Below are 14,973 nucleotides of genomic sequence, written 5' to 3' on the forward strand. Positions count from 1 at the left end.
TATGGCCTTTTTATGACAGAAATATGACGAACAATAATAAGCCACTATTTTTACTAACTACGACGTAAAGTTCACGCTAGCTATTGCCCCATAAACGCCCATTGAATGAATAAAACTTATTAACCCGAGCTAGGTTAATTAACGACATATTTGAGTGTTTTAATAGTTAGCTGAGCCTTGAATATAGGCGTATATCAACGCTGTAGTTACTCGACAACTAACTAAAATCAAGATGTATGCTGTAACGTACTTTCATCAAAGAAAATCGAAAAATCACTGCCTTTGCCCCAATGGCTAGTAATCACTAATTCAGCTTTATGGTGATGTAAAACATGTTTAACTATGGCTAAACCTAGTCCTGATCCTCCGGTATCTCTAGAGCGGGATCTATCAATACGATAAAAGCGTTCCGTTAAACGATTAAGATGCTCAGGTTTGATACCATCACCGTTATCTTTGACTGAAAAAATCGCTTTGTTATCTTTTAACTGCCAACTTACTTCAATAATACCGCCCGGTGGCGTATAAGCGATGGCATTCGCGAGTAGGTTAGCACAAGCACTTTTTAGTTCGACTTCAGAACCTAAAACAGCAACATCGGTAGAGATATTGGTACTAATCTTATGTTGCTTTTTTTGGTTAAGCCAACTGGCTTCATCAACTAATGTACGAATAAGTTGTACCATATTAATAAGTTGCTTCTCATCGCCACTATTATTCTCTACTTTAGCTAAATTCAGTAATTGTTCAACTAACCTATCCATACGAGAGACTTGCCCTTCAATGGTTTCAAAAGCTTTTTGCCAATGCGGTTCAAATGTGGTTTGCGAGCCTTGAATCATTTCGACATAACCACGCACAACCGTTAACGGTGTTTTTAATTCATGTGAAACATTAGCAACAAAATCACGACGCATGTCTTCGAGTCGTTGTAAGTTAGAAATATCTCTAGCTAAGAGTAAAACATTCTCACTGCCATAAGCCATCAGGCGTATTTCAAGCTGTACGTCACTCTGAATAGGAGAGAGTAACAAACAAGGGTGTTCAAAATCTTCTTGCGCTAAATAGTCGGAAAATTCAGGCGCTCTGAGTAAGTTATCAATACGTAAGGTAAAGTCATCAGGCCAACGCACACCTAAAAGTTGTTGAGCTTTTTTGTTGCCCCATTCAATAGTGAGCTCTTCAGATAACATTAATGCCGCATCGGGTAGCGCTTCGGCACCATCTCGAAAGCGTCTAATTTTTTCATTTAATTGCTTTTGCTTATTACGTTGTCGCTTCATTTGACGATATAAACCATCATATAAGTCTCCCCATATTCCTTTTGCTTGAGGTGGGGATAACGCTTTAGATCGCAACAACCAATTACTGAGTGTAAATAGATGATGATAATGCCAAACTAATAAAAATAACGTAGTGGCAAGCATCGCTAACAAAACATGATTAAATAGCCAGCCGACAAATGCACTGGCAACTAACCAGCCTACTAGGCGGTAGATTATAGTGATAAAAGATGAACTAAAATGCATAGCTGCCTAATGGGGGTTTAGTTGATCGTTAGCCGTTTTTTTTAACTTACTGGAAAAACGATAACCAGCACCACGAACCGTTTGCACAAAGTTTTCGTGACCTGCACCAGAGATGGCTTTACGTAAACGCCTTATGTGAACATCAACTGTTCGGTCTTCCACATAAATATTGGTGCCCCACACGTTATCAAGTAACTGCTCTCGAGAATAGACTCGCTCAGTATGCGTCATGAAAAAATGCAATAACCTGAATTCTGTTGGTCCTAACGCCAAACTATTACCATTAATTTCAACACGATGAGTAACAGGGTCAAGCTTTAAGCCATGAAAATCGATTTCTTCTTCAAGCGATGTGGGTGCAACACGGCGAATAACGGCTTTAATACGAGCGATAAGCTCTTTAGGTGAAAAAGGTTTTGTCACATAATCATCCACGCCCGCCTCAAAACCTTTTACTTTATCGTCTTCATCACTACGCGCAGTTAACATAATAATGGGAATATTACGGGTATATTCATTTTGTTTAAGCTTTTTTGCCAATGAAACCCCAGTCCCACCAGGTAACATCCAGTCAAGTAAGATTAAATCAGGGTAAGGTTCATTAATTTTACTTAAGGCTTGGTCAATATCGCCAGCTTCCACTGCATTAAAACCATTTTGTTGTAAGGCAAAACTAATCATCTCCCTGATAGGGGCTTCATCCTCAACCACTAAAATTTTACGACTCATGTATATATCCTAATAATATGATTTTCTATCTATTTAGTTATCTATTTAGTTATCGTTTTATGGCTATAAGAAATATTACAGCAGATAAGTCATTGTGCAGAAGTTAAGTGACAGTTTTATGACAATATGAAGTATTTGTTAATATCATTAACTAGCCTTGAACAATAGGCAAGAAAAAAGTCGCCAAAGCGACTTTTTAACTAACAACTTACAGTCAACAACTAACTGCAAAATTTACTTTAGAATTTGTACTGGATACCCGCAGCTAAATAGTCTTCATCATTACTGCTATCTAAATCAAATGTTGTATAAAAGACATAAAGCTTAGTATCTTTAGCAAGTTTGTAATCTATGCCGGCAGTCATACCGTTACGCGTATCGCCATCTTTATAATCTGCACGCTGAAATTGTCCTTTCAAGGTGGCTTTATCAAAAGAGTACTTAGCTGAAATCATCATACCATCCATTTCAGCACCCGTTACAATCTCTTCTTGATTTTGTAACATTAAGCCTAGTGTGATACCAGCAACCTTACCCGATACCGTTGCACGCATAGTGTCAAAGTTTCCTGATACCGCACCGTCACCCGACTTTCCTTTAACTTCTGAATCATAAGCAACAGCGGCATAGATATTTGATTTCTTTAACCCCTTATCGCCATAAAAAACAGCCATAGAATAAGCATCTTCACCATCTACTTCATCTTCAGCCACATAAGTGAGACCAAATTGAAAGCCTTGATATTTAGGCGTTTTATAGCTTAATGTATCGCTTAAGCGATTTTCACCTACCCAAAGGTGCTTAATATCACCATTATAATCACTAAACAGATCTACTTTACCTTGAGACTGCTTTAGCATGGTATCATTTTTCCCCAGTAACACCTCACCGAACAAACCACGTAAACCAACATATTGATTACGAGCTTTAAAGACGTCGGCACCATCCCCATCCATATCGACTTCAAATTCAGCTTTATATAACACTTCTAGATCGTCATTGAGTTCATGAGTGCCTTTAAAACCGATTCGTGAAGCATTACTTTTAATTTCTGTAAATTTGCCGTCACCTTCATCTGATGATTGAACCGAAACATCAGCTCGACCATAAATATCAACAGATGCTGCCATCGCAGGAAGTGCAGCTGTACAAAACATTGAAGTAAGTAATAGTTTTTTAGAAAAATTCATGTTGTTAAACCTTGATTCTTAAGTGATTAATGGTTGATGATTAATAATTAATGATTAATTTCTTATTATAATATGGTTAGTTTGTTACATTAATATGACATGGTTCAAAGTAAAATAAAAAATAGTTAAGCAGGTAGAGCTTAGCTTACTTTATTCAGTTATGACGAAAGTACCTATTGCTAAGCAACAAATATAAATATTGATAAAAATCATTTCATTGCTTAATAATTTAGCTAGAATCACTGCAGCATAAGATAAAACTTTATCAATAACCCTATAAGATCAACGATATGAAAATAACAAGCATATCTCGTAAGCTACTCTCAAGAGTACTCTCTGTATATTTTATTTTAACGTTCAGCGTTACTGGCATTCAAATTATTGCTGAGTACCTTAATACAAAAAGTCATATTAATAGTGAACTACTTACCTTACAAAAAACCATAAGCGGCAGTTTAACCCGCGCTGTGTGGGAGCTTAACACACAACAAGTTATTGATATTTCAGAAGGTTTAATTGCAATCCCTATGATACAGGGCATAACGGTTACCGATGAAGCTGATAATATTATTACGCAACTTGGTGAAAGAGTTACCTTGATCTCACAACGTTCACAAGGCCTTTATGATGAACAGCAAAGTATTAACTCTCTCAGTGAAGGTTTATTTGGTCACTCTTTCCCGTTAATATTTGAATTTTCAGGACGAACGACTACCGTGGGCACGGTTACCTTACTCTCTAGCAACCATGTTATTTTTAGCCGTATTGAAGTAGGAATATACTTTCTTATAGGTAACGCCATGGTAAAAACAGCCTTTTTGGTTTTCTTATTCTTATTAGCCTTTAATCGCCTATTAACTGAGCCTCTACAAGAGCTTACCGATCAAATTAAACAACTTGATCTAGATGATCCTGAAGCCTCTAAATTTCATAATATGAATAACGAAAGAAACGAGTTGAGCATACTTGCACAGGCGTATAACAACCTTATTGATGAGCTCATAGCATTTAAAGATAAATTGGCCTTATCACAACGAGAAACAAATTTAGCGAATGACAAATTAGATGAGCAAAACCTATTGCTCGAGCAAGAAGTAGCTAAAAAAACCTCCACGTTAAGTAGAACCTTATTGAAAATGGAAACACAACAAAAAGAGATGCTAAAGCAGCAACAACAGTTAGAGGCTGAGAATAAGCGCCGCCGTAAAACCGAAAGTACGTTAACCACTACGAACAACGATTTAAAAACATCAATAATTGAGCTCAACAAAGCGCAAGACCGGTTATTAGAATCAGAAAAAATGTCTTCATTAGGGCAACTGAGTGCTGAAGTGTCTCATGAAGTAAATACGCCACTTGGCATTAGTATCACCTCAATTAGCTACTTAGCTGATATTACCGCTAAGCTAAAGCAAGACGTTAGCGCAAACAAAATATCAAAGCGTACTATTGATACTTTTACCGATAATGCACAATGCAGTATTGAATTGTTATCGAGTAATTTACAACGAGCGGCAGAGCTAATGACCAGCTTTAAACAGGTTGCTGTTGATCAAATGAATGACAAAATAAGAGTCATTCATATTGCCAAATATATTGATGAAATTATCCATTCCATTCAGCCAAAGTTAAAAAAAACCCAGCATAAAATCATGGTAAATTGCGACTCAGATATTGAGATATACACACACCCTGGTGCTATTGCCCAAATTATCATCAACCTAATTATCAACTCTATTACTCATGGTTTTGAAAATATTAAGCATGGTTTGATAAACATTGAAGTAAGCTTAGCGCAAAAAAGGCTAGTGATCATTTACAAAGACAATGGTGTAGGCCTTGATGAAGAGGCACTTAAACAAATATTCACCCCTTTTTATACCACGCAAGCCGATAAAGGTGGCACGGGGTTAGGCGCTCACATCATTAAAAATCTAGTCATAAATACGCTTAACGGATCTATTGATGTGCATTCACAATTGGGCAAAGGTTTACATTATCGCATAACGCTACCCGACATGCGCTATAGCTAAAAGCTGCTGCCTTAAGAGCTGAATTGAGGTATGATAATCGCCAAAACTCCCCATTATCAGCCCAGGATTTATTTATGTGGTTTAAAAACCTTTACTTTTTCGCCTTTACTCGACCATTTGAATGGTCTGAAGAAGACTTAGAAAAACATTTATCTGAACACCTTTTTACACCGCTAGGCTCTACAGAAATATCTCATTTTGGTTGGGTAAATGCATTAGGTAAACATGGTGATACTAGCGTTCATAGCGCTAATGGTAATTTTTTAATTTGTGCTCGTAAAGAAGAGAAGATGCTACCTGCCTCTGTTATTAAAGACATGGTAGAAGAGAAAGTTAATTTACTTGAGCAAGAGCAAGGTCGCGGTGCAACTAAAAAAGAAAAAGAACAATTTAAAGAAGATATCACTTTTGAATTATTGCCTCGTGCATTTTCTCGTATAACCGACACCTATGCCTATATAAGCCCTGTTAATAATATTATTGTTATTAATTCAAGCTCGCGCGGTAAAGCAGAAGACTTATTAGCTTTATTACGTAAAGTCCTTGGTACGTTACCGGTAACCAGTTTAGAGCCTGATGTAGGCGCTGACGAAACCATGACCGACTGGCTAAATGAGAAAAGCTTAGGCGGTAAATTTACGTTAGGGATGGAAGCAGAATTTAATGCCCTAGGTGATGATGGTGCTGTGGTGCGTGTTAAAAACCAAGATTTACTCAGTGAAGAAATTAAAGCTCATTTAGATGTAGACAAGTACGTGGTAAAAGTAGCTCTAGAATGGGATGACTCTTTATCATTTATTTTATGTGATGATTTGGCGATAAAACGTATTAAGTTTTTTGATGTTATTCACGAGCAAAATGATGATATTGATAGTGATGACGTAGTGGCTAAACTTGATGCTGATTTTGCCTTAATGTCTGGCGAGTTAAATCGTTTTATTGTTGATTTATTAGCTGAGTTTTCACTAAAAACAACCGATCCATTAGAAAAGGATTAAGGTCTACTGAACGTTAGATACAGTTATTTTGCTTGAGCAAGTTAACGATGAGGGGCGATATAGTGTCGCCCTTTTATTTTGCTTAAATTTCAAAATAGTCGATAAGATTAAACAAGCTAACTAGAAAATATTCTTAAATAAACATAGCCCGCACGTTATCACACTGCGCTGTAAACTCATCAGACGCCATATAATCGACGCTTGGTAAAAGGCCTTTTTTAGTATAGCTGTTTAAAAGTGTCACTTTAGTCGACTCATTTTTAAATACATTATGATAAATAGCCCCTGCGCGAATAAAGTCTAAATAATGAACCTCAGACGGTAAAATGGTTAAATCACTCCAACTTTCCGCTAATAAGGTTAACTCATCAGAAAAACCCCAACTGCGGGTAATTTCCCCACCTACTCGACCAGATAATTTAATAATAGCTTGCTGTAAAAATGTTGGGTTAGCAAAAACACCGGGGTGATTTTCTGCTTCAGTCAAAATAGGTAAGACACCAATATTATGTATTAACGCACCTAAGGTAATAGTGTCTAAAGAAAGAGCACTATGCTTATTTTCTTTCAAATATAGGTTCATTAAACTCATAGCAACGGACGCTATATCCACTGTTTTTATCCACGCCTTATTCATATATAAGGTAACTACCTCATTACGTGAGATAAAAACTTGTTCAATCGCCATTGCTGTAGCAATACTTTTAATTTTTTTTAAGCCTATACGAGTTACCGCTTGCGGCACCGTTTCAACTTTCACACTACGACCTAAAATTGCACTATTAGCCACTTTAAGCATACCTAAAGATAACGCGGGATCTTGAACAATAATATCGCTCATCGTGTTCAAATTAATACTAGCATCATCAGCTGCACTTCTTACCTTTAACGCGATTTCAGGTAAGGTAGGCAATACCAACGTGTTTTGTTTAATCTTTTCACTCAAAATAGCATACAAAGCATTTTCTGCTGCCATGATTTCACCTTTAGTTTTATTATACTTATGCTGTAAGCTAGCATATTTTAATAAAAAAATATTTTTATTAAGGATTTTTCTAATATTTTCAATAAAGTGGCAAGTATTTTTTTGGTAAACCTACCCCTTTCAACAACACATTACCTAGTGACAAGCTATAAAAAAGAGATCACACAAAGCTAAAAGTGTATCAACGCTGAGTTTATACACTGACAACAAATAAATATTGATCCAAATCATCTTTAGCTTAATACGCAATGACAGCAGTAGCTGCTATTACGTATAATTTGCCGCTGATTTTTCGTGTTTAATACTTTACTTTTTATCCCTATCCTATATAGCTGAGTACCTAATGATAAAACCTGAACTTCTTTCTCCCGCTGGTAGTTTAAAAAACATGCGCTATGCTTTTGCTTACGGTGCTGATGCTGTTTATGCCGGTCAACCTCGCTACTCTTTGCGTGTTAGAAACAATGAATTTAGTTTAGATAATATTCAAATAGGCATCAATGAAGCACACCAACTAGGTAAAAAATTCTATCTAGTTAACAATATAGCGCCACATAACGGTAAATTAAAAACCTTTCTAAAAGACATAGCACCTATTATTGCCATGAAGCCCGACGCACTAATTATGTCTGACCCTGGGCTTATTATGCTCGCTAGAGAAAATTTTCCTGACATGCCTATTCACCTATCAGTACAAGCAAACACTGTTAATTGGGCTACCGTTAAATTTTGGCAACAACAAGGCGTTGAACGGGTCATTTTATCAAGAGAACTCTCCCTTGATGAAATTGAAGATATACGCTTTCACTGTCCAGACATGGAACTAGAAGTCTTTGTTCATGGTGCGCTTTGCATGGCATATTCTGGTCGTTGTTTACTGTCGGGTTACATTAATAAAAGAGATCCCAACCAAGGCACTTGTACTAACTCTTGTCGTTGGAAATATGATACTCATCAGGCAACAGAAACTGAAACAGGTGACATTATTGCTATTAAGCCTGAAGCTGTTGAAGTCTATATGCCGGAGGAGAAAGTTATTATTCCCGAGCAGCAACCTATCGATGACGTTGTTTTATTGCAAGAGCAAGGTCGCCCTGGTGAATATATGCCAGCTTTTGAAGATGAGCACGGCACATACATAATGAACTCTAAAGATTTACGCGCCGTTGAGCATGTTGAACGCTTAGTAAAAATGGGCGTGCACTCCTTGAAAATTGAAGGTCGTACTAAATCATTTTATTACTGCGCAAGAACAGCACAAGTTTATCGTCAAGCGATTAATGATGCCATGGAAAACAAAGCCTTTAATAAAAGCCTCAATAGCGACTTAGAACACCTTGCACACCGCGGCTATACTGAAGGTTTTTTACAACGTCATCGCCATGGTGATACCCAAAATTATCAACAAGGGTATTCAAAAAGCGATTCCCAGCAATTTGTTGGTGAAGTACTCGGTCGTAACCAAATAACCGGCTTGGTAGAGATTGACGTAAAAAATAAATTTCTTGTTGGGGATCAACTTGAGCTAATGACGCCTAGCGGTAACCACACCTTTACCTTAAACCAAATGGTTAATAGTAAAAACGGTGAAAGTATTACTGACGCTAAAGGCTCTGGTCATAAAGTAGAAATTGCTCTTGATACGACACTTGATTTAAGTTTTGGTATTATTATGCGTTATTTAGCTGAAGGCGGTACTACTCGCCATCCCTTTGCACAGAACCAGAAAGATTAGGGGCTGTTAATATATCATGATAAAAGAGCTTTCATAACATGGCGTTAAAAATACTCGACTCATGCATCAATTGCGATATGTGCGATCCTGAGTGCCCTAATGGTGCTATCACGCTGGGTGCAGAGATTTATGAAATAGATGCTAATAAATGTACAGAATGTGTGGGGCATTATGACAAACCTACCTGCGTAAGTGTTTGTCCAATAGATTGTGTAAAGCCTGATTTGGAGCATATTGAAGATGAGGAAGCATTACTGGCTAAATTTATTCGCCTACACGGTTAATCTATAATGCGTGTTATTAACGACTATTGATCATAGCAATAGTCGTTAACAGTAGTGACAAAATTATTAATAAAGCTACGGTTAGCGAGTCGGTAACTCAATATCCTTTAAAAATTCGTCAACCTCAATGTTGTTCTTTAATAACATCGCGCGGGTAACAATATCTTTGGTTAAGTGCGGTGCAAATCGTTCAATAAAATCATACATATAAGCCCGTAAAAAGTTGCCTCGTCTAAAGCCAATCATGGTAGTACTCGCTTTGAACAAGTGACTTGCATCAATCACCACAAGGTCATTATCAATACGCTCATCAATAGCCATAGTCGCAATAACGCCAACACCAACACCTAAACGGACATACGTTTTAATCACATCGGCATCGGTCGCAGTAAAAGCGATTTTAGGCTTTACACCGGCATTATCAAAAGCGGCATCAAGTTCAGAGCGCCCCGTAAAACCAAACACATAGGTCACTAATGAATATTTAGCCACATCCGCAATAGTGAGCTGCTGTTTTTTAGCAAGCGGGTGATCTGGACGAACAATAATACTGCGGTTCCAGTGGTAACAAGGTAGCATAACTAAGTCGTTATATAAGTGTAATGATTCTGTCGCAATGGCAAAATCAGCCTCGCCTTTAGCTGCCGCATCACTTATTTGTGTTGGTGTACCTTGCGACATGTGTAATGAGACTTTACTGTATCGCTTAATAAAACCTTTAATAACATCAGGTAAAGCATAACGAGCTTGAGTATGTGTCGTGGCAATACGCAATTTACCTTCATCAGGTTGGGTATGCTCTCGAGCAACGGCTTTAATGCCTTCCACTTTTGACAGTATTTGCGTGGCAATATCTATAACATCTTGACCGGCTTCAGTGACATGGGTTAAATGTTTACCGCTACGTCCAAAAATTTGAATACCTAACTCATCTTCCAGCATTCTCACCTGCTTAGAGATGCCCGGTTGTGAAGTAAATAAACTATCCGCTGTCGCTGAAACATTTAAGTTGTTGTTTAATACTTCAACGATATAGCGCAGTTGCTGTAATTTCATAGTAATACTCAGTAGCATTAATAAATGCGATAGGTGCAATCTAATTCTCTTATGCCAAAATAATATACTTAAATGCAATTTTATTCCATAATAAAATTTCAGTTTATTGTCAATAAAACGCACAACGTTGATAAAAAGTCTTTAATAATCTGTGTCGTTCGATAGAACTGAGCTTTATTTATGCTTTTTTAAGCCAAATGAATAACTAGCGCTATGCTAAACAAAACATTTTTTGTAGACTCCCTAGTAGTTTATTTTTTCAGAGAGTCCTAAATGATTGCTATTATCGTTGGCTTGATTATTACCTTAATTGTTTTCGTTGTCGTGGTAACTTCCATTCAACAACATAAAGAAAAGTTAGATGCCGAAAAGCGCGTTAAAGTATCGAAACAAAAGGCAATAATTGATGAAAGTGAAGAGCTTATTTTCAATTTATCTCATTTGCCTGATAACCCTGTGATGGTCAAAATATTAAACCGTCGTAGTTTAAATGCGGCTAAAGCTATGGAAGAACTGATGCCTGAAGTTAAAGGCATCAAAAAAAGAGTCCAAGAAATATCATCACGATTAAAAGCGTCTGAAGAACTCGCTAACAATAAAAACACCACGGAAGAAAATTTTATCTTACCCGATAACGAGCAACAGCTTGTTGGTATTTTACAATGTATTAAAAAGCTACGTTCGGTACTAAAGTCAGAGCAAAGTAAAGGAGCTTTAGATGCGCAAACCTTCACTGGCGAAGATCAAAAATTAGCAACGATGCAATTAAAAATAAACATTGAAAGCTTAATTAAGCGAGGCACTATTGCCTTTAATAAGCAAATGCTTGGCTCTGCTAGGCAGTATTTTGAAAAAGCCTTACAAAGTTTAGTAAGTAGTAGCGTCAAAAGTGACTATGTCGTCACAAGACAAGTAGATATTAACGAAAAGCTAGAAGAAATAACCGATGCGTTAAAAAATACTAATGCCAAAGATGCCGCTAAAAAAGCAAAAAGCGAAGAAAATGAATTAGATTTATTATTTCAACCAAAGAAGAAATGGTAATTTACTTTCGTTAAAGCGTTTTTATAACGCAATATTTATATTGAAAATTAACTGTCTTTAATAAGCAGTAGACAAAAAAATAGATACCCTTGGGTATCTATTTTTATTTAAGTGATAAAGACAGTAGAGCTGGTAACAAAAATGTTGACCAGCTTAGCTATTACTCATCAGCTATTCTTCAACTGACTTATCTTCTTTTGCTTTCTTTGCTGCAGGCTTTTTAGTGGCCGCGTTCTTTGCTGCCGTTTTTTTAGCGACTTTCTTTTTCGGTTTAGGGATATCTTCAACCCATTTACCGTCAATATATTTAGCTGTCCAACCTGTTGCTTTAGGTTTACCCTCTTCAGTAGGTATTTCAGTCATTACGTATTGCTCTTTGGTTTTACGACTGTAACGCACTACCGATAGATTACCTTCGGGATCTTCTGCGGGTGCATCAGCTAAGTAATAGAACTTTTCTGAGATACGGTCTCTAAAACGTTGTAACTCTGCTACTTTCGGGGCACGTGTTTCTCTTGAACGAGGAAAAGTATGTGCAGCTAAAAATATACCTGCAGCACCATCACGCAGCACAAAGTACGCATCAGATTTTTCACATTCAAGCTCAGGCAATTGCACCGGATCTTCTTTTGGCGGCGCAGCTTCACCATTAGCTAATAACTTACGGGTGTTTTTACACTCGTCATTAGTACAGTCAAAGTACTTACCAAAACGGCCAGATTTTAATTCCATTGGTGATTCACAGCGATCACATTCTAAAATTGGACCATCATAGCCTTTAATTTTAAATTCGCCTTTTTCAACTTCAATGCCATCACAAACAGGATTATTACCACAAACATGTAACTTACGCGTTTCATCAATAAGATAGCTGTCCATTGCTGTGCCACACTTTTCACAACGGCGCATCGCCATTAGTGCTTCAGTTTCAGTATCTTCTGCTAAAACGCTTACTGCTTCTTCACCCGCGGTTAAGTTCATCGTTTTGGTACAACGCTCTTTTGGCGGTAAAGCATAACCAGAGCAACCTAAAAACACACCAGTTTGTGCGGTTCGAATGCCCATTTTACGATTACAAGTAGGACAATCTATATCGGTTAACACTGGTTCATTAGTTTGCATACCACCATCTTCTGATGGCTGATCAGCGTTAGACAACTGTTTAGTGAAGTTTTTATAAAACTCATCTAAAACAGCTTTCCAGTCGGCAGTGCCACCCGCTATTTCATCAAGCTCTTGTTCCATGTTCGAGGTAAACTCGTAACTCATCAAGTCTTCAAAGCTGCCCGATAAACTATTAGTGACAATTTCACCCATTTTTTCCGCATAGAAACGCTTTTTATCTAAGCGAACATAACCACGGTCTTGAATGGTTGAAATGATTGACGCGTAAGTTGACGGTCTACCGATAGAGCGTTTTTCTAACTCTTTTACTAGTGATGCTTCACCAAAACGCGCCGGTGGTTTAGTAAAATGCTGGCTTGGTTTAATTTCATCTAAGGTTAATTTCTCACCTACTTTTAAATCAGGTAAGTGGGTGTCGTCACCTTTACTAAGCTGTGGATGAACAATAGTCCAGCCATCAAACTGCATTACGCGCCCTTTCGCTTTTAAGTCAAAGCTAGCTGCACTAATCGTTAATGTACTGACAGTATAACGAGCAGCCGTCATTTGACAAGCAACAAATTGACGCCAAATTAACTCATAAAGTTTTTTAGCATCAGGTTCAATCCCCTCAAGAAAGGCGGCTTCAAGCTTAACATTGGATGGGCGTATGGCTTCATGCGCCTCTTGAGCTCCTGCTTTAGAGCCATATGTTTTGGGCTTTTCAGGCAGGTAATTGTCGCCAAAACTTTTGCTAATATAGTCACGGCACATTTGTACCGCGTCTTTACTTAAATTAGTTGAGTCGGTACGCATATAGGTTATATGACCGGCTTCATATAGACGCTGAGCTAAGCCCATAGTGCGTTTAACACCATAGCCTAATTTAGTACTCGCAGCTTGTTGTAATGTCGAGGTAATAAAGGGTGCAGACGGCGTACTTTTTGACGGTCTATCTTCACGTTTACTGACCGCATAGTCAGCTGGTTTTAATAGTGCTAACGCAGCATTAGTTTCTTTTTCAGTAGCGGGTTTGAACGCTTTACCATTTTCATGGGTAACATCAAGCGTAAGTAACTCCCCTGTAGATGCATGCGTATCTACAGCAATTTCCCAAAATTCTTTAGGATCAAATGCTTTGATTTCACGCTCTTTTTCAACCACTAACTTTACTGCAACCGATTGAACACGACCAGCAGATAAGCCACGGGCTACTTTTTTCCATAATAGTGGGCTAACCATAAAGCCAACAACACGGTCAAGAAAACGCCTTGCTTGCTGGGCATTAACGCCCGGCATACTCAACTCTCCTGGTGTAGCAAACGCTTGTTGAATAGAGCTTTCGGTTATTTCATTAAAAACCACGCGGCGAAACTTTTCATCTTCGCCACCAATAATTTCTTTTAAATGCCAAGCAATCGCCTCTCCCTCGCGATCCAAATCGGTTGCGAGATAAACAATATCGGCTTTATCGGCTAATTTTTTAAGCTCTGCCACCACTTTTTCTTTACCGGGTAGTATTTGATAATTAGCAGCCCAGTTTTTATCCGGGTCAATACCCATGCGATTAATCAGTGCTTGCTTGTCACGTTTGGCTTTGTATTTAGCTTTTGCTTCCGGTGCCATTTTACGCACCTCTGCAGGAGATTTAGCAGCCACTTTTTTGCCGGTACTACTGTGCGGAAGATCACGTACATGACCAACACTCGACTTTACAATAAAGTCTTTACCCAGATATTTATTAATTGTTTTCGCTTTGGCTGGCGATTCGACAATAACTAGTGATTTTGCCATAAAAATTTATAATCCTTCGATAAAGGCAAATTATTTTTTGCCTTTTTATTCAAGCGCTAATGTAATACTCAGTTCACGCATTATTTGATCATGTCTACTGGTTAAAATAGACCAGATAACGAGTAAAACCAGTGTTGTCAAAAAAGTGCGAGCGTACTTTTTTATGACTCGGTTAGCGATAAAAACATGTTATTTACAATGATTATTTGCATAACTATTTATAGGTATATCTATAAATATGCAAACTGACAAGTAATTATTGTACTTCACAGCGAATGCTATTCACCCTGTTACTGGTTTTAGCTATAATAAGCACAATTAATATTATTGCGCGCTTAGTGTACATTTAGTCTTGTTTAGTCTGTATTTGAGCATATATCGCTTGCGTTTAGCGGCAATCATAATCGACTTTACGGTAAAACATAAGAGTATAATGTTAAAAACATTTAAATAGTAAAAGTAAAAGGGAGCTTCTTCCTCAATAAATAGCGT

The 14,973-nt window shown here is 37.6% G+C and carries 11 protein-coding genes; 5 read left to right on the forward strand and 6 right to left on the reverse strand.

The annotated features are described in order from the left end of the window. Positions 1 to 227: 227 nt before the first annotated feature. The 3 genes from phoR to FCS21_RS06300 form a co-directional block, all read right to left on the reverse strand. The gene (phoR, locus tag FCS21_RS06290) at positions 228 to 1,529 is read right to left on the reverse strand and encodes a phosphate regulon sensor histidine kinase PhoR (RefSeq protein WP_138621560.1); all 1,302 of its coding nucleotides are present in this window, start codon (positions 1,527 to 1,529) and stop codon (positions 228 to 230) included. A gap of 6 nt (positions 1,530 to 1,535) precedes the next feature. Next, positions 1,536 to 2,258 (reverse strand): phosphate regulon transcriptional regulator PhoB, encoded by a 723-nt coding sequence (gene phoB, locus FCS21_RS06295; protein WP_138621562.1) that lies wholly within the window; start codon positions 2,256 to 2,258, stop codon positions 1,536 to 1,538. Between the two features lie 239 nt (positions 2,259 to 2,497). Further along, positions 2,498 to 3,448 (reverse strand): porin, encoded by a 951-nt coding sequence (locus tag FCS21_RS06300; RefSeq protein ID WP_138621564.1) that lies wholly within the window; start codon positions 3,446 to 3,448, stop codon positions 2,498 to 2,500. Positions 3,449 to 3,738: 290 nt separating this feature from the next. On the opposite strand from FCS21_RS06300, the gene FCS21_RS06305 reads away from it, so the two are divergent. Then, positions 3,739 to 5,481: a sensor histidine kinase gene (locus FCS21_RS06305; RefSeq protein WP_138621566.1), complete on the forward strand. Its 1,743-nt coding sequence runs from the start codon at positions 3,739 to 3,741 to the stop codon at positions 5,479 to 5,481. A gap of 74 nt (positions 5,482 to 5,555) precedes the next feature. Further along, entirely contained in the window at positions 5,556 to 6,479 is a 924-nt protein-coding gene (rdgC, locus tag FCS21_RS06310; RefSeq protein ID WP_138621568.1) for a recombination-associated protein RdgC, read from the forward strand. A gap of 133 nt (positions 6,480 to 6,612) precedes the next feature. Here the strand turns inward: rdgC and FCS21_RS06315 are convergent, their stop codons facing one another. After that, positions 6,613 to 7,455 carry an HDOD domain-containing protein gene (locus tag FCS21_RS06315; protein WP_138621570.1) on the reverse strand — a complete coding sequence of 281 codons (843 nt, stop codon included), beginning with the start codon at positions 7,453 to 7,455 and terminating at the stop codon, positions 6,613 to 6,615. Between the two features lie 352 nt (positions 7,456 to 7,807). On the opposite strand from FCS21_RS06315, the gene trhP reads away from it, so the two are divergent. Continuing rightward, entirely contained in the window at positions 7,808 to 9,199 is a 1,392-nt protein-coding gene (gene trhP, locus FCS21_RS06320; RefSeq protein WP_138621572.1) for a prephenate-dependent tRNA uridine(34) hydroxylase TrhP, read from the forward strand. A 38-nt stretch (positions 9,200 to 9,237) separates the two neighbouring features. Next, positions 9,238 to 9,483, forward strand: coding sequence for a YfhL family 4Fe-4S dicluster ferredoxin (locus tag FCS21_RS06325; protein ID WP_138621574.1), 246 nt, complete (start codon positions 9,238 to 9,240; stop codon positions 9,481 to 9,483). An 81-nt stretch (positions 9,484 to 9,564) separates the two neighbouring features. Here FCS21_RS06325 and cysB read toward each other — a convergent pair whose 3' ends face one another. After that, a complete protein-coding gene (cysB, locus tag FCS21_RS06330; RefSeq protein WP_138621576.1) occupies positions 9,565 to 10,539 on the reverse strand; it encodes an HTH-type transcriptional regulator CysB in 975 nt (324 codons plus the stop codon). Positions 10,540 to 10,812: 273 nt separating this feature from the next. Here cysB and FCS21_RS06335 point away from each other — a divergent pair, with 273 nt between their 5' ends. Continuing rightward, complete coding sequence (locus FCS21_RS06335; protein ID WP_138621578.1) at positions 10,813 to 11,583, forward strand: hypothetical protein; 771 nt, start codon at positions 10,813 to 10,815, stop codon at positions 11,581 to 11,583. A gap of 171 nt (positions 11,584 to 11,754) precedes the next feature. Here the strand turns inward: FCS21_RS06335 and topA are convergent, their stop codons facing one another. After that, positions 11,755 to 14,481 (reverse strand): type I DNA topoisomerase, encoded by a 2,727-nt coding sequence (topA, locus tag FCS21_RS06340; protein ID WP_138621580.1) that lies wholly within the window; start codon positions 14,479 to 14,481, stop codon positions 11,755 to 11,757. Positions 14,482 to 14,973: the final 492 nt, after the last annotated feature.

It is taken from the genome of Colwellia ponticola, from assembly GCF_005885605.1.
GTDB classification, from domain to species: Bacteria; Pseudomonadota; Gammaproteobacteria; order Enterobacterales; family Alteromonadaceae; genus Colwellia; species Colwellia ponticola.